Genomic DNA, 16,052 nt, shown 5'->3' with positions numbered 1-16,052 from the left:
CTCTTAGAGGAATGCGTGGTCAGATGAGCCGGAATTTGCAGCTCATAAACCTCAACCTCCTTGTGCTTAGAGTATATGAAATTTTAGCTTTATCTTGTAAGTTTGCGAATATCCGTATAAACAAAAAAGCCCTTTGAGAAAAGGATTTTTCCTCTCTCAAAGGGCAAGTTGGCAAACAGGAAGTTTTGCATACGTTATTCTTCTAATATTTTTGTAGGGTTCGCATAGAAAAAGTGTTACAGACTTTTTCTCACAGTCTCCAATCCCATGTAACCATCACCAGTGTTAAAACCTTTCATTGCCAACTCCTCCATTTCTTTGAATTTTATGATTTAATCTTCTTTGATGGTTACAGTGTATATCAATAGGTGGGGTATAAAAATCCCTGCTCTTTTATACTGCTATCCTTCTAAGACAAAAGGCCCAGAATACTTTTTCCTGAGCCTTTCCATCTTGTTGTTTTCAATTATAGATAAAGCTATTATGCAACATTCTGATTCTCATCATCTAGTTGAGGTAAATCTTCATCGCTACCAATTGCTTTTAAACCTAACATTGTTACCGTCACTCCCAAAGCTAATGTTACAACTCCCCCAATCGTCTTGAACACTCGCTCATGAAATTTCTGCTGCTGTAAATATAATTCCGTTATTTTATCAGCTTCTTCAATCATTTTTTTAGAAAAGTCCCTTCTTTCCTCCTCTGTTAAGTTTTCTTGTTCCAGCTGATTTGCGAAGGTCTCAAGAACATACTGATGTGCATGAACTGCTTGTTCATATTCTTCTTTATTTGTTTCTAAAATTGTTTTGCATAACTGTGTATAATTTTCTATTGCTGATTCCACAAACTCTACATATACTGGGAACTGCTTTATTATTTCAAGCGCCACTTCCTTTTCCATATATGGAATCATAGATGTAAACTCCATCACTTTATCCTTTGTTAAATTTCGAAATGATTCAATTTTTAACGCTTTTTTTACAGCTTCTTCTGAATGATATCTTTTTCTTATTTTCTTTTCCATGATTATGTTCCTACTTTGCTTCTTTGCGAATGGTGCCAATTTTTTTGTCACTTCTGGTATCTCTTCCATTTTTGTTTCTAATAGTCCCCGGTGGAAGACCATGCTTCTTTTCAAATGTTCCTACTCTACAATCACTTCTAGTTTTCCTCATGTTTTTTCTTCCTTTCATAATTCCGTATCAACAATGCACTTGTTGTTTACTGATGCTTCAAGTATAATAAAATCTATAAAGAAAATACACGCACAGCATGTGGACTTAACACCTGATAATTCTCATGTTCGGCGATATACGGGGAGGTTATTCTCATGGGGAAACAATCTACAAGAGAAAATAAAACAATTTATCAGATTTGCCGGGAAGAAGCCGGTCTTACCAGATTAGAAGCCAGCGAAAAAATGACTGCTGTTTCTGATTCTAAAATTGAAAAATTTGAATATGAAATGCAGGAACCTACACCTTATGATATTATCCAGATGGCAGACGCTTACGGGCGACCAGATCTCTGCAATTATTACTGCTCTCATAAATGCGAAATCGGTCACCGTTATGTCCCGGAAGTCGAAGTTTCTGACTTGTCCAATATAATCCTGGAAACCATTGCCAGTCTGAATGAGATTAATCCTCTTACCACACGCCTGATCCAGATTGCCCGTGACGGTAAGATCAGTGATGATGAGATCAAGGATTTTGCTTTTATCAGCAACAAACTGGATGAAATTTCTCTGGCAATAGATTCTCTGAATCTCTGGGTTGATAAAACAGCCGGAGAGCAGGGACTAAACATCGAATTGCTCAGAGAAGAAAAAAAGAAACAGAAATAAGTATGAAAAAACAAGGCAGCGAACCTATTTATGGTTCACTGCCTCTTTCCTTTACATATGCTGTAACTGGTTTATGATGTATTCCGTTCTGCGGATAGCTTCTTCCACCTGATGTCTAGCATTATTGATTCGATCCTGCACCATCCAATCCACAACAAATCCATCAAAAAAATAATCTGCAAAGGATAAGAAGTCTCCAGTATTGATGTTTAAATTACAAGCCATGTTCACATCATTTAATTCCCTACTGAAATTACGAAGATCATATTTCGCCTGTTCCATATTTTGTCTGGCCTGATCCATCTTGGAGTGTTTCAACATCGTAGAAAAGAATCCACCGCCAAACATATCCACCAAGCCCCAATTCTTTGCACTGTTCAGGTTCTCTTTTGCTGTCCGAAGACTACTTAACGCACGTTGTCCTGCTTCAATCGCTTCTCGTTTCTCTTTTTCTATATCATATCCCATAATTTCTTCCCTCCTCGTATTTTTATGAGTTAGATGATATAAGTGCAATGATTCCGCCGATGATCAACAATGGAAGTGCAATATAAATCAGTCCGCCAACAACCATTCCTATCAAAATCACCGGGAAAAATACAACTGTACAGAGCAGCTTTAAGATTCCCCAGGATGCTTTTACACCAAATATAAAAAATTTTCCAATAAACCAGATCATGCATATAGCAAATAATAACGATAACATATTCTACTCCTTCTGACTCCTGTTATGATTTGAATCATTCATTTTTTTGATTGTTTACTTGATATAAACTCAGATGTATTTCTCACACCGATTTTACTACTGAATTCTGGGTTCTTCTCTATTTTTTCAATCATCCGAATTATCCTTATTCTCTGTGCTGTATCCATCTGCTCACCTCATTCTAACAGTTCTGCCTTTTGATATTGTCAGTATAACCGGATAACTTTTCAAAATATATACCTAATACAAAGAATTGAACATATGTAATTCTCAATTTTCGAGGAATAGTTGTTCCTCCTGTTCTTTCATCAAAATTCTTCATCACGGAATGCTTCCAGATATTCATCAATAAGATCCAGATTAACTAACACAATTCGTTTTACATGGTATACTGCTCTGGCATCTTTCGCTAACTGTTACATATTAGATAAAAGCATGTAAAATTTCTTTTACATAGCTTAGTTGCGGTCTATTTAGCTTGTTTCTTGACTACTCAGGAAAAATATTTCTACCCTCGCCCCACCTGTATTTTCAGAATTTGAAAGTTTAATACCTCCACCATATTTTTCAGCCACAGTTTTTGCAAAAAATAGTCCCATTCCATAATGGGCTTCGCCATTTCTACTTGTGTCATCCATAAAAAACTGCTCTGTGCCATGCAATAATGCTTCTTTTGTAAATCCTGATCCGCTATCCTCCACAATGAATGTCAGCCGGCCATCCTGCTCCTTTGCGTCAATATAAATGATTCCATTTTCTTTTGTATGCTCCACTGCATTCTGAATCACATTCATTACGGCTCGGAACATTGGATCATAAGCAATCGTTACCTTTTTATCACTTTGTTCCGCCTTCCAATCTATCTTCTGGTGATAGATTTCTACCAGTCCGAGTGCCTGTTCCTTTATATCTGCGAAAAAATCTTCTAACCTCACCGTTGTATAGGTAACATCACTGCAATTCCATGATTTTGTGACATCTATCAACTGTTTTACATAACTTTGTATCTGTGTTGTGCCGTTCAAAACATAAGTGATATTATTCTTCTGTTCTGTGGTCAGTTCAGTCTCTGAAAGTAGTTCTGCATTTCCCCGTACAATCGTAAGAGGTGTTTTAATATCATGCGCCAAAGCAGACATCTGTTGTTTCTTTTCCTGCTCTGTTTTCCACTGCTTTTCTAAAGATTCTCGCAATGCATCTCGCATATCATCGATTGCCGATAAACAGTCATCAAACTCTTTGATACCGGAACAGGATGTCTCATATTCCAGATTTTGATCCTTTATTTGTCTGATTGCGTCTAATACAGGCTGCATCTGCTTTTTGATTCTTTTTCCAAAACGTATGGACGGAATGATGATAATCGCTACCGCTCCAATCACAGACATAATAATCATCACATTCTGTGGTCCTATAAAATGCTCCCTCAAAAAAGCTGAATGATATTGAGGTGTCAGGCGATATTGCAATACAACATATTCATTTTCCCTTACAATTACTTTATAAAAATATTTCCCGGATGCGTTTCCGTACTTTGCAACATTCCATGCTATCTGTTCGTATTGTTCTGACAGATCTCCACCTATTTTCTCTCCATTCTCTGAAAAGATTACATAATCACAAAGTGCGGGAATCATCTCAGCAGTCACTTTATCTGCACGTAGAATCGTATCATATGCTTCATTAATCTTTTGCTCTGCATAATTTGCCGGATAAATACAGCCCACACTAATCAAAAGGCACAGCAGCAGATAAGCAACAATCACCAAACCAACTAATGATCCAAGCATGACCAGTACATATCTCATAAAAATCCTGCTGAGTGCATTGCTTCTCTTTACTCTTCCCATTTATATCCAATCCCCCAGACTGTTTTTATCGGCATATAATCATAATCCGCAAATTTTGCTCTTATATTTTTGATATGCGTGATTATAGTACTGTCATTACTCTCATTGTCAAAGCCAAAGACCGCTTCCAATATCTGTTCCTTCGAGAAAACCTGTCCTCTGTTTTTAGCCAGAAATTCACAGATTTCGTACTCTGCTTTCGTAAACGGAAGTTCTTTATCATCCATCAACAGTTTCTTTTGAGACATCTGAATGCAGACTCTCCCTAAAACCATCCGGACAGAATGTTCCCTGTGCTCTCTTCTAAGATGTGCATTGATCCTTGCCCGAAGTTCCATCACTCCAAATGGCTTTGAAATATAATCATCTGCTCCTAAAGAGAGTCCGTTTACCAGACTGTTTTCCTCCGTTTTTGCCGTAAGAAACAAAATCGGACAATCCACAAGTGCCCTGATTCTTTTGCATAATTCGAAGCCATCAATTCCAGGCATCATAATGTCCAGTAAAATCAGGTCATAACGATGTAATTCTTCCATATTAATTTTTAGTGGATTACTTACTTTGGTAACCAGATGTCCATCCTTATTCAAAATGCTTTCTATCATTTCCAGAATTGCCGGTTCATCATCAACTGCCAGTATTTTTGCCATAGTTTCCCTCGATTCTATTCCGATATTCTGTTTCCTTCCCAGTGGTTTACCCACCAAAAATAGTATACCATACTAATCCCTGTAAATATTAAGCAACCTGGTATGAATGACAACCATTCACCTACACTAGTTTCTCCCAATACAGATTGCAGATAAGTATATGGTACTCTACCCGTCCAGCAGACAAATACATATTTCCACACATAATCTCCAAGTCCGGTAAGCATCAATGCACTAATTAGTCCTGATATAATCCCTGCTCCAATGGATACCCCTTTTCCAAACTGAAAAGCCAGAATCAGCTGCCACAGATAAAGTGGAACACTGCTTCCCCACAGCAGCAATGCTGTAAATATACATCCTTTCATGATTTCGATATCGCTTGATGCGATTCTTCCAAATCCAATTCCGAATATGATTGCTGTCAATAGGATAGAGCACAGACACAAAACCAGTAGCATCAACAGTTTCGATAAAAATGCTGCAGGTTTATCCGGTAAAGACAACAGATTTTGAAAATCACCTGCATTTTGTTCCTGTTCCATCACACTTGCTGTAAAAATTCCAATAAGTACCGGAAGTCCTGCTCCTATTGCCTGATAAAATGCAATCACTTTCATATTTTCATTCCATGGTGAAAAAAAGTAATATATTAAAAATATAACGCTGGTTATAATCGGAATCAGTAAGTGTGCCAGAATCACAGATGTTCCTTTCATCTTTCGCAAGTCTGCATTAAGAGATCTTCCAATCATCTTATTTCACCTCTCTTCTCTCAAACCATTTCAAAAACAGAACCGTTACAAAAACAAACCAGATGATTGAGAGACACATTCCCGGAACAATGACTCCCGTATCCAAAAGAGGATTCCCTGCTTCTGCGGCAAGTCCATTTGGTAAAACATGAAGCAACGGGCACATCATTCGCATAGGGATTGCAGAAACAAGTACATACCAGATTCTGGTTTGTGATATTACCACACCGCTGACGGTAATAAACAGGCAGACGAACAGGTTTACAATCATTCCAAATCGTTCACTTAAAAATAAAGCTACCGGAATCTCCCATAACTCAGAAACCGTCAGAAACAATACTGCAATCAACGCTCCTCCAACTGGAACATGTGTCGTTAGAAGAAAGCCTCCAAGCGTTGCTCCTGCAAACACAATCACATTAGAAAACAAAATCATGTACCCAATATAAATAATTTTCCCCAGCAACAATTTTCTTCTGTCTGTGGGAATAGTCATTAAATGATAGTATTTTATCTTTTTCTCCTGCGCCACAGAAAGATAACAAAATAGAGCAATCATCCCCGGCAGCAAAAGTGTATACCACCAGTTCCAAACACTTTCTGCATAAGCATTTGTCATCCCAAGAGTAAATATAAATGCCATGACAAATGTAAGAAGAGGAAATCCCCAGATAAACTTTTTTCGCATGGTTCTTTTGGCTTTTTGATGTTCTGCTTTTATAATATTAACCATGGATTTCACCTGCTTTCTGGTTTTTTCTTACCACATTCATAAACAAATCTTCAAGATTATCTCCCTGCTTTAATGCTCCTTCGTATCCTAAGATTCCACCTGAAATAATCCCGACTTTATCTGCAAGTAACTGTACCTCTGAGAGAATATGACTGGAGAGAATTACAGTGATTCCCTGTTCCGGAAAAGACCGGATCAGCTCTCGTAATTCCTCGATGCCTATTGGATCTAATCCATTCGTAGGTTCATCCAATATCAAAAGTTCCGGTTCTCCAAGCAATGCCATTGCAATGCCTAGTCTTTGCTTCATTCCCAAAGAAAACTGTCCTGCTTTCTTCTTTCCGGTGTTTGTAAGTGATACAATCTGCAAGACCTCATCAATTCTGTTTTCATCTGTACCAAGCAATAATTGTCTTACCTTCAAATTCTCTCTGGCGGAAAGATTTTCATAAATAGGCGGATTTTCAATTAACGCTCCTATTTTTGATAAATCTTTCCTATCCAAAAGTTTTCCATCAAAGTAAATCTTTCCTGCAGTTGGTTTCATCATACCAGTCAACATTTTCAATGTGGTAGATTTTCCCGCACCATTCGGTCCAAGCAGTCCATAAATCTGTTTCTTTTCTATATTAAGTGAAACATTATTTACCGCTTTCTGCTTTCTAAAATATTTACACAAATTTTGTGTCTGCAACATCATTTCCATCTTTACTATCCTTCCTTCTATATTTCATTTCTTACTGAAATATAACCTAACAGAAAAAAATAAAGATTTGATGAAGATTTATTCCCGTATGGAATAAACCATCAATTGAATATCATTATCAGAACTCGGCTTTCCACTGAAATCAGCAAAGCTGTTACAAATACGAAGTCCTAATTTACCGAATATCTCCGTGATTTCATCCAAACTATATAACCTTATAGGATTTCCTTCTTTCATTTCAGGCTTATAAAGTGCTTCTCCATACATATAGTCTACCTGCCCATCAATTCAAGTGCTTCATCTGAATAAGTTTCTTTAATGTTCGTTCCTGTCTTAACCTTATGTATTCGCCTGACCGGACTTTTCAAAATATAATCCTCGTCCTCAAGCCAAGAGAAAAAACTGGAAAGTATTCGTCTTATATTATCTATCGTGACTTTACTGGATTTTTTCTTAGCCTGATACTCTGTCAAATAACAACGAATATCGTCAGTTACAATGTATTTGATACCTTTTCCAATGCCATCAACTCCCTTTTAAGACAACCGAAACGGAAGCGGAATATTCCGACAGAGTAAAAGCAGTTTTCAAAAGCGTACATATCTTTATTTATTCTGACACTGATGCAGATGTTTCGGTAATCAGAGCAAAATTTAATGAATGGAGGAAAAGACTATGAGAGAAGAAAAGTTCCATATCTATCTTAATGATGACGAATATGGCAGAGTAATACAATCACTTATCCGTTTAAAGAACAGCCTGATAGCACAAGGCAGATATACCGACGGGGTTGACAATGTTCTCTGCAAGGTAATGTCAGCCAAGAAAAGAAAGCTCAAAATCAAATATTTCTGAATAAGAAAAGAGACCGCCTACACGATGTAAGCGGTCTTTGATTATTGTAGAGTAAGTCCGACAAACTTGAATTTTCAAATTAGTCTTTACAAATAACCTTTGAACCTTCACCATCAATTATAATTCCCTGACGGTTGTTAATTGGGCATAGATTCAAATCCGAAAACTCAGTCATTATTTTCTCGGTAACTTTCTTAAATGGTGCTGTAAGATAATGCGGAAGAACATAGAAATCAATCAAATCAAGCCCTGCATCATCTTCTTGTGAGTAGTCCTCCGGCTTTTCATCCATTTGCTCGATATATTGGATGCTTGGAGCGCATATAATCGCACCTGCCGATTCACCAATCATCAGTTTTCCCTTTGCCAATTCTTTCTTCAACAGCTCATCCGTTCCCGTTTTACGGAGCTGGTCTATAAGGAAAAAAGAATTTCCGCCGGTAAAATATATCACATCCGCATCTTCAAAAACAGACTGTATCGTTGAATAAGCCTCCGTTGAAATATCAATTTCAGTTACGATTGCTCCCAACTTTTTGAATAATTTTCGAGCCGAGCCGACATAACCGGTGTAGCCTTCACGCAGCGAAGCTGTTGGAATAAATGCGACTTTTTTATTTTCAATTTCTTCCTTTATCAGACTTCCTACACTTGAAAAGTGCGAACATAAAAATAGGTTCATCAATATTCTCCTTTATAAATTGCGATTTGCAAGGAACAATTCCTTGTCCCCTACACCATAATTACTATGTATTTGCATCTACAAACTAGAAGTTGTTTATTAAACCTTTTTAACCTTAACCAACAACATCATAGGTCTACGCATTTCATTACACATTCCCGGCATACCCATCATATCTGCCGGAGGCATTGCTTCCTCAATAGCCTCAATTTGAAAACCACATTTTATAAGTGGATTCAATATCTGCGTTAATGTGTGGTGCTGTTTAATTACTCGTTGACCAAGAAAATTGGTTTCTCTTTCGCCTGGGTAATAGTAATTGTCGATTGGCCAATATTTAGGTTTCCCATTTTCATCATAAATCCAATCCTCATTAACACCTGCGGTGAAAGTCGGATGTTCAATATTGAATAGGAAATACCCACCTACTTTTAATGTGCAATACACCTTTTGATAAACATTAGCTAAATTTTCGATATAGTGCAGTACCAGGTTAGAAACAACTAGGTCATAAGTATTTTCAGGATAAATGTATTCTTCAACACCGCAAACTTTATACTTGATTTTGTCATCAGAGTTATCAGCTACTGCTTTTGCAATCATTTTTTGACTACTATCAATACCAAGAATTTCAGTAGCTCCCATTTGTGCGGCATATTTGCAATGCCAACCGTAACCACATCCTAAATCCAAAACTTTTTTTCCCTGTAATTTAGGGAATAACGGTTGCAACTGATGCCACTCTCCAGCAGCTTTCAGACCATCTTTGCTTCTTCCCATTTCCGCATATGCGGCAAAAAATTCACTATTATCGTAAATATTTCTCATTGATAATTACCTCCACAACTTCCTATTTCTCAGTTTCAAAAACTTGAAGTTGTTAATTGCAGTCTCAAAACAGCGATCAGTTCTTCGCCGTCCATTTCACCGGTTTCTTCGAAACCGAAAGAGCGATACATCTGACGGGCAACTGCATTATCGGGTTCATATGATAGCCAACAGTATTCCGCTTCTCCACAAGGCATAGATTTTATGAACTCTAATGCAAGGCTGACCGCTTCTTTTCCGTACCCTCTGTTTTGATATGCCTTATCGATCATAAGACGCCACAGATTATAGTTTCCCTTTGCAATTTCAGGTGCATCCGTCCAATAATCATCAACATCAAAACCAATCATCAGGAAGCCTACAGGCTTATCCTCATCATATATACCAAACGGGAATGCATGACCGTTTCCCGTAATTGCAGTATACGCTTCAATGATGCTGATCTCATTGGTGGCAACGAAGTTCTTCTGCGATTTCGATACCGTCAGTTTCAGGATATCCCAGACATTATTACCATTTACTTTTTCTAAATGAAGCATATATCTTTACCTCGCTAAATATCGATTTGCATTTCCATTCATTTTAGAAAATGGGCAACTCCGATTGGAATTGCCCACCCATTGCACTAATTATGCGATTTTCCCTTGCTTGCACCGATTTCTGCATCAATTGATGTAAGTTTAATGTAAATCGCTGTTTTTTTAGTTTTTTATCAAATGAAGTACGTCCCGTCTATTTGGTAAAACGGTACATCTTTACATCATCTTAATAGAGCTTAGCACCTGCTGGGATTCTGTCATTTACCATCAGAAGGTTCAGTCCCTCGTGACCATCTTCCTCGTGTACTGCTGAAATCAGCATACCCTCGGAATCAATTCCCATCATCTTTCTCGGTGGCAGGTTAACGATAGCGATTGCTGTCTTACCAACCAGTTCTTCCGGCTCGTAATACTCGTGAATACCACTTAAAATCACGCGATCCTTGCGTTCTCCGTCATCCAGTACAAACTTCAGAAGCTTCTTGGATTTCGGAACTGCTTCACACTCAAGAATCTTAACTGCACGGAAATCAGATTTTGCAAATGTATCGAAATCAACCATTTCTTCAAAGATTGGTTCAATCTTCACATTGGAGAAATCAACCTTCTCAGCTACTTTTGTCTCTGCCGGAGCTGCTGCACCAGACTGAGCTGCGTTGTTTGCTTCGTTCTTAGCAGCGCCCTGTGATTTCATTGTCGGGAAGAGCAGCACGTCTCTGATTGCCTCAGCTCCTGTCAGAAGCATACACATACGGTCAATGCCGAATCCAATACCACCGGTCGGCGGCATACCGATCTCCAATGCATTCATGAAGTCTTCATCTGTTGTATTGGCTTCATCATCGCCCTGTGCAAGCAGTTCTTCCTGGGCTTTAAAACGTTCTCTCTGGTCGATCGGGTCGTTCAGCTCAGAGTAAGCATTTGCCATTTCCCATCCATTCATGAAGAACTCGAAACGCTCTACATATTCTGGATTTTCTGGCTTTTTCTTCGTCAGCGGCGAGATCTCAACCGGGTGGTCCATAACGAACGTCGGCTGAAGCAGATGCTCCTCTACAAACTCCTCAAAGAAGAGATTCAGGATATCACCTTTTTTATGTCTCTCTTCAAACTCAATATGATGCTCTTTTGCAAGTTCTCTTGCCTGCTCCAGAGTCTCAACTTCATTCCAGTCAACGCCTGCGTACTTCTTCACTGCGTCAACCATTGTGATACGCTCGAACGGCTTACCGAGATCCATCGGGATTCCTTTGTATACGATCTGTGTCGTTCCGAGCACTTCCTGTGCGACAAAACGATACAGGTTCTCTGTCAGATCCATCATGCCGTGGTAATCTGTAAATGCCTGGTAAAGCTCCATCAGAGTGAACTCCGGGTTATGTCTTGTATCAAGACCCTCATTACGGAATACACGTCCGATCTCATATACCTTCTCGAGTCCTCCGACAATCAGTCTCTTCAGGTACAGCTCCAGGGAAATACGAAGCTTCAGATCTTCGTTCAGGGCATTGAAATGTGTCTCGAACGGTCTTGCTGCTGCTCCACCTGCGTTCTGTACAAGCATTGGAGTCTCAACTTCCATAAATCCTTCTCCGCTTAAGTACTTGCGGATCGCACTGAGAATCTTGGAACGCTTGATAAAGGTATCTTTAGACTCTGTGTTCATGATCAGGTCTACATATCTCTGACGGTAACGGGTATCTACATCTGTCAGACCGTGGAACTTCTCCGGGAGGATCTGTAAGCTCTTGGAGAGGAGTGTCACCTTCTCTGCATGGATAGAAATCTCACCTGTTCTTGTTCTGAAAGCAAATCCTTCCACTCCGAAGATATCACCGATATCAGATTTTTTAAAATCAGCGTAAGACTCTGTTCCGATCGCATCTCTTGCAACGTATACCTGGATGTTTCCCTGTAAATCCTGGATATTGCAGAAAGATGCCTTGCCCATGACTCTCTTAAACATCATACGTCCTGCAATTGCCACATGGATCGGGCTTGCGTCCATGATATTTCTTCTCTCTTCGTAATCCTTTTTAAGAGCTTCTTTCGCCTGCTCCTCATCCATTCCCTCTACGTTCGGCTCCTGGCGGTCTTTTAACAGCTCAGTCTCATGTGCCTCGTAAAGACCTTTCACCTCAAGCGAATGATGTGTCTGATCGAACTTTGTAATCTGGAACGGGTCTCTTCCGTTCTGCTGCAGCTCTGCAAGTTTCTCGCGGCGAACCTTCAGTAAGTGGTTAATATCCTGTTCCTGTGTCTGCTGTGCCAATCTCTTCACTCCCTTTTCTTTGTATTTTTTAGATATTTCTCTGGATAGAAAGTACTTTGTACTGCATAATTCCGGCCGGTGTTTCTACATCGACAATATCATCCTTGTGCGCGCCGATCAGAGCTTTTCCCACCGGAGACTCGTTGGAAATTTTTCCTTCCAGGCTGTTTGCTTCGGTGGAGCCAACGATCTGGAACTCGATTTCCTCGTCATACTCCAGATCCAGTACGTCTACTTTACATCCGATATTGATCTTATCGGAATCTACTTCGTCCTCAACAACAACCTCTGCGTTTTTCAGGATTTTTTCGATCTCTTCAATTCTTGCCTCGATGTCACGCTGCTCATCTTTGGCTGCATCGTACTCGGCGTTCTCGGAAAGGTCTCCCTGCTCTCTTGCTTCTTTGATTTTACCGGCAATTTCTCTACGTTTGTTTACTTTGAGATCATGAAGCTCGTCCTCCAGTTTTTTCAGGCCGGCATAGGTAAGAATCGTTTTTTTCTGTTCCATTTTATACACCCTTTCTATCGTTTCTGTATCCAGTCATATCTGATTTTATTCTGTAAACTCTCCGGAAATGCGCTGTATTTTCAGTATTCCCGGTTGAAATAAGGATAGACTCCGCCTATCCTAACAATTAAAGTAGTATAAAGGATTGCCCACGGAATGTCAAGAAAAAAAGAAACGCAGGAAAGATTTTCTTTTTCACAAATCCTTCCTGCATCTTTCTCTTATTTTTCCTTTATTTTTCGGATGAGCTTCCTGTCAGTGCTTTCTTTTTCCAATTTCCTTTTTTATAGAAAATCAGCGTCAGAAGCGCACCCATGCACCAGCTTACCAGCATGGAAATCCAGAGTACCTGATATCGTCCGTTTGGCAGCTCCGGCGTTCTGGTCAGAAAGGCCAGACCGTATGCCAGCGGCACACGGATTACAACGGTAACAACCATCGAAATCCACATCGGGGTCATCGTATCGCCTGCTCCACGCATGACGCCGGAAAGCGACTGTGTTATTGCCATGGCAATATAGCCGACCGCAAGGATCTTCATCATATTGGCACTTAATGTTACGAGCTCTGTGGTATTCGTAAAGATTCCCATCAGATGATGGCCGAAAATAACAATTAAAAGGGTAATGGTCGTTGAGGTTCCGACTGCAATCAGTGTTCCCTGTTTTGCGCCCTGCTCTACGCGGTCCATACGGCGTGCACCGACATTCTGACCGGCATACGTTGTCATCGCGGTACCAAACGAAAAGTTCGGCATCATTGCAAAGCCATCGACACGCATGATGATAACATTCGCGGCGATAACCATTTCACCGAAGCTGTTGGTCAGCGACTGTACGATAACCATCGCCATGGAGAAGATCGCCTGGGTAATACCGGACGGCAGACCAAGGCGGATAATTTCCATCGAATACTGTTTTTTCATTTTCAGATATTTGGGTCTGAAATCAAAAATGTCGGTCATACGCATCAGACGCCACATGCAGAGTACTGCAGAAATTGCCTGCGCAATCACGGTCGCGTATGCAACTCCGGCAACGCCCATGTGGAACTGGGAAACGAATACAATATCCAATACAATATTGATGACCGTTGCCACCAGCAGATAAATCAGCGCCGAAATCGAATCGCCGAGTCCGCGAAGGATACCACATAGAATGTTATAGTACGCACTGCCGGCACAGCCCACCATCAGGATCACCAGATACGAGGTACACCAGTCGATGATAGAATCCGGTGTTTTCAGCATTTCCAGCAGCGGCCTTGAGAGGACGGCTCCCAGAATCATAATAATGATGGAGGAAATTGCTGTCAGCGTGACGCAGTTTCCGATCGTCATCGAAAGCTCTTTTCTTTGTTTTGCTCCAAAATACTGCGACACCATGACGCCGGCGCCGACGGAAATTCCGACGAACAGAACCAGAAGCAGGTTTAAGATCGGGCTGGCGCTTCCAACTGCCGCAAGCGCGTTGTCCCCGACATATTTTCCGATTACAATACTGTCAACCGTGTTGTAGAGCTGCTGGGCAATGTTGCCGATCAGCATAGGGATTGTAAAAGCTACAATCTTTTCCCACGGCTTTCCCACCGTCATGTCGGACGGTGCGAAAAGTTCCTTCATAGTCATACACTACACTCCCTCTTTTGTGTTTTTTGTCCCAATACCTCTGTTTATCAGTATAGCACAGAAAAAGCACCCATGATATATCAATATTGGCATATCATAGGTACTTTTTTGACTTATTTTTTATCCTCGTTCCCACTCATTCAGCATCTGTTCCAGCGCCTGCAGGCTCTCCACCTGATTGATCGCCGCGCGCAGCTTTGCCGAATGCGGAAAGCCTGCCGTATACCATGCAACATGCTTGCGCATCTCGCGGATGCCGATCGCGCCGCCTTTGTATTCCACCTGCATCCGTGCATGGCGGAGCATCATTTCTTTTACCTCATGCTGGGTCGGCCTTGCAAGCGTTTCGCCTGTTTCCATATAATGAAGAATCTGTTTAAAAATCCACGGATTTCCTTCCGCGCCGCGTCCGATCATGATTCCGTCACAGCCGGTCTGCTCCACCAGTGCCTCGGCACTTGCCGCATCTGTCACATCGCCGTTTCCGATAACCGGAATCGATACTGCCTCTTTTACCCGGCGGATAATATCCCAGTCTGCTTTTCCGGAATAAAACTGCGCTCTCGTTCTTCCATGAACCGCAATTGCAGCCACTCCGCAGTCCTCGAGGATCTTCGCAATTTCCACAGCATTCGCCGATTCTTCGTTAAAGCCCTTTCGAATTTTAACTGTCACCGGCTTTTTCACTGCCTTTACCATACCGGTCACAATCTTCCGCACCAGCGCAGGATCCTTCATCAGCGCGGAGCCCTCGCCGTTGTTGACGACCTTCGGCACCGGGCAGCCCATGTTAAAATCCAGAATGTCAAACGGCCGCTCCTCGATCTGTGCGGCAATCTGCGCCAGAATTTCCGGATCACTGCCAAAAAGCTGGAGCGATACAGGATGTTCACCCGGATGAATCGTCATCAGATCCTCGGTATTTTTGTTCTTATACAGAATCGCCTTCGCGCTGACCATCTCCATACAGATCAGGCCTGCTCCCTGCTCCTTGCAGAGAACGCGGAACGGCAGATCCGTCACACCTGCCATCGGTGCGAGCACGAGCGGATTTTGCATTTCCACATTTCCGATTTTCAGCGGAGACATCGTCTGGAGCGTACGTTTCTTACTTTCCATCCGGCTTCTCTCCGTCTTCTTCTGCGAACGCTTCCTCCGGCACTTCCTCGCCGAGGAAGAAAACGCGGTAATACAGCTCCAGAGATTCCAGCAGATCCTTTTTCTCCTCCTGATACTGCTTGATCCGCAGCGCACCGCCGATCTCATCGTACATCGCATCCGCATCTACAGCCTCTGTTTCGAACTGCAGACTGCCGTCACTGTCAAACCACATGGTGAAAATGCCGCCGATTTCCACGGTGAACATAACGCACATGATATGAAGCTCATCCTGCACGGACTGCGGCAGGGATGCAAAATCCTGGTTAAAATAATATTTCTGCTCATACGCACTCGCTCCGCAGAGCACTACTTTTTCATCATCTGAATACAT

At 41.1% G+C, this 16,052-nt stretch carries 19 protein-coding genes and 2 pseudogenes; 2 read left to right on the top strand and 19 right to left on the bottom strand.

The features are described from left to right. Nucleotides 1–481: 481 nt before the first annotated feature. A complete protein-coding gene (locus tag DWW13_RS05210; protein WP_199674835.1) occupies nucleotides 482–1,138 on the bottom strand; it encodes a hypothetical protein in 657 nt (218 codons plus the stop codon). A gap of 192 nt (nucleotides 1,139–1,330) precedes the next feature. Between DWW13_RS05210 and DWW13_RS05205 the strand changes: the two genes are divergently transcribed. Next, nucleotides 1,331–1,846 (top strand): helix-turn-helix domain-containing protein, encoded by a 516-nt coding sequence (locus DWW13_RS05205; protein ID WP_055182202.1) that lies wholly within the window; start codon nucleotides 1,331–1,333, stop codon nucleotides 1,844–1,846. A gap of 51 nt (nucleotides 1,847–1,897) precedes the next feature. Here the strand turns inward: DWW13_RS05205 and DWW13_RS05200 are convergent, their stop codons facing one another. The 10 genes and pseudogenes from DWW13_RS05200 to DWW13_RS05160 form a co-directional block, all read right to left on the bottom strand. Beyond that, nucleotides 1,898–2,314, bottom strand: a complete 417-nt coding sequence (locus DWW13_RS05200) for a hypothetical protein (RefSeq protein ID WP_055221654.1) — start codon at nucleotides 2,312–2,314, stop codon at nucleotides 1,898–1,900. 22 nt (nucleotides 2,315–2,336) lie between these two features. After that, a complete protein-coding gene (locus DWW13_RS05195; protein WP_055221652.1) occupies nucleotides 2,337–2,552 on the bottom strand; it encodes a hypothetical protein in 216 nt (71 codons plus the stop codon). Nucleotides 2,553–2,860: 308 nt separating this feature from the next. Then, a pseudogene (locus DWW13_RS19315) lies at nucleotides 2,861–2,956 on the bottom strand (DUF6462 family protein); the annotation flags it as partial. A 69-nt stretch (nucleotides 2,957–3,025) separates the two neighbouring features. After that, on the bottom strand, nucleotides 3,026–4,402 hold the full coding sequence (locus DWW13_RS05190) for a sensor histidine kinase (RefSeq protein ID WP_118719489.1): 1,377 nt from the start codon (nucleotides 4,400–4,402) through the stop codon (nucleotides 3,026–3,028). Further along, nucleotides 4,390–5,052 (bottom strand): response regulator transcription factor, encoded by a 663-nt coding sequence (locus DWW13_RS05185; protein WP_015512795.1) that lies wholly within the window; start codon nucleotides 5,050–5,052, stop codon nucleotides 4,390–4,392. The genes DWW13_RS05190 and DWW13_RS05185 overlap by 13 nt, the downstream gene beginning before the upstream one ends. A gap of 14 nt (nucleotides 5,053–5,066) precedes the next feature. Further along, the gene (locus tag DWW13_RS05180) at nucleotides 5,067–5,807 is read right to left on the bottom strand and encodes a lantibiotic immunity ABC transporter MutG family permease subunit (protein ID WP_118719487.1); all 741 of its coding nucleotides are present in this window, start codon (nucleotides 5,805–5,807) and stop codon (nucleotides 5,067–5,069) included. Nucleotide 5,808: 1 nt separating this feature from the next. Continuing rightward, a complete protein-coding gene (locus DWW13_RS05175; RefSeq protein ID WP_004853398.1) occupies nucleotides 5,809–6,540 on the bottom strand; it encodes a lantibiotic immunity ABC transporter MutE/EpiE family permease subunit in 732 nt (243 codons plus the stop codon). Then, nucleotides 6,533–7,246, bottom strand: coding sequence for a lantibiotic protection ABC transporter ATP-binding protein (locus DWW13_RS05170; RefSeq protein ID WP_044999424.1), 714 nt, complete (start codon nucleotides 7,244–7,246; stop codon nucleotides 6,533–6,535). Before DWW13_RS05170 ends, DWW13_RS05175 begins: the two co-directional genes overlap by 8 nt. A gap of 78 nt (nucleotides 7,247–7,324) precedes the next feature. Beyond that, a complete protein-coding gene (locus DWW13_RS05165; RefSeq protein WP_055040005.1) occupies nucleotides 7,325–7,513 on the bottom strand; it encodes a hypothetical protein in 189 nt (62 codons plus the stop codon). Between the two features lie 14 nt (nucleotides 7,514–7,527). Beyond that, a pseudogene (locus DWW13_RS05160) lies at nucleotides 7,528–7,761 on the bottom strand (phage integrase N-terminal SAM-like domain-containing protein); the annotation flags it as partial. Nucleotides 7,762–7,921: 160 nt separating this feature from the next. Between DWW13_RS05160 and DWW13_RS05155 the strand changes: the two are divergent. After that, entirely contained in the window at nucleotides 7,922–8,101 is a 180-nt protein-coding gene (locus tag DWW13_RS05155) for a hypothetical protein (protein ID WP_118719485.1), read from the top strand. Nucleotides 8,102–8,180: 79 nt separating this feature from the next. On the opposite strand, the gene DWW13_RS05150 is transcribed toward DWW13_RS05155, so the two are convergent. The 8 genes from DWW13_RS05150 to DWW13_RS05115 form a co-directional block, all read right to left on the bottom strand. Next, nucleotides 8,181–8,783, bottom strand: a complete 603-nt coding sequence (locus DWW13_RS05150; RefSeq protein WP_118719483.1) for a Type 1 glutamine amidotransferase-like domain-containing protein — start codon at nucleotides 8,781–8,783, stop codon at nucleotides 8,181–8,183. 99 nt (nucleotides 8,784–8,882) lie between these two features. Next, complete coding sequence (locus DWW13_RS05145) at nucleotides 8,883–9,611, bottom strand: class I SAM-dependent methyltransferase (protein ID WP_055225707.1); 729 nt, start codon at nucleotides 9,609–9,611, stop codon at nucleotides 8,883–8,885. A gap of 35 nt (nucleotides 9,612–9,646) precedes the next feature. After that, on the bottom strand, nucleotides 9,647–10,150 hold the full coding sequence (locus DWW13_RS05140; protein WP_022461045.1) for a GNAT family N-acetyltransferase: 504 nt from the start codon (nucleotides 10,148–10,150) through the stop codon (nucleotides 9,647–9,649). Between the two features lie 226 nt (nucleotides 10,151–10,376). After that, nucleotides 10,377–12,422 (bottom strand): lysine--tRNA ligase, encoded by a 2,046-nt coding sequence (lysS, locus tag DWW13_RS05135; protein ID WP_118667019.1) that lies wholly within the window; start codon nucleotides 12,420–12,422, stop codon nucleotides 10,377–10,379. Between the two features lie 28 nt (nucleotides 12,423–12,450). Next, nucleotides 12,451–12,933 carry a transcription elongation factor GreA gene (greA, locus tag DWW13_RS05130; RefSeq protein ID WP_022461080.1) on the bottom strand — a complete coding sequence of 161 codons (483 nt, stop codon included), beginning with the start codon at nucleotides 12,931–12,933 and terminating at the stop codon, nucleotides 12,451–12,453. Between the two features lie 232 nt (nucleotides 12,934–13,165). Beyond that, a complete protein-coding gene (locus tag DWW13_RS05125; RefSeq protein ID WP_117805257.1) occupies nucleotides 13,166–14,560 on the bottom strand; it encodes an MATE family efflux transporter in 1,395 nt (464 codons plus the stop codon). Between the two features lie 120 nt (nucleotides 14,561–14,680). Beyond that, nucleotides 14,681–15,679: a tRNA dihydrouridine synthase DusB gene (gene dusB / locus DWW13_RS05120; protein WP_022461082.1), complete on the bottom strand. Its 999-nt coding sequence runs from the start codon at nucleotides 15,677–15,679 to the stop codon at nucleotides 14,681–14,683. Beyond that, entirely contained in the window at nucleotides 15,669–16,052 is a 384-nt protein-coding gene (locus DWW13_RS05115; RefSeq protein WP_022461083.1) for a DUF6145 family protein, read from the bottom strand. Before DWW13_RS05115 ends, dusB begins: the two co-directional genes overlap by 11 nt.

This window comes from Blautia sp. AF14-40 (genome assembly GCF_003479665.1).
GTDB classification, from domain to species: Bacteria; Bacillota; Clostridia; order Lachnospirales; family Lachnospiraceae; genus Fusicatenibacter; species Fusicatenibacter saccharivorans.
The sequence above is the reverse complement of the archived record's forward strand: the minus strand, read 5'-3'. Positions and strand labels throughout refer to the sequence as shown.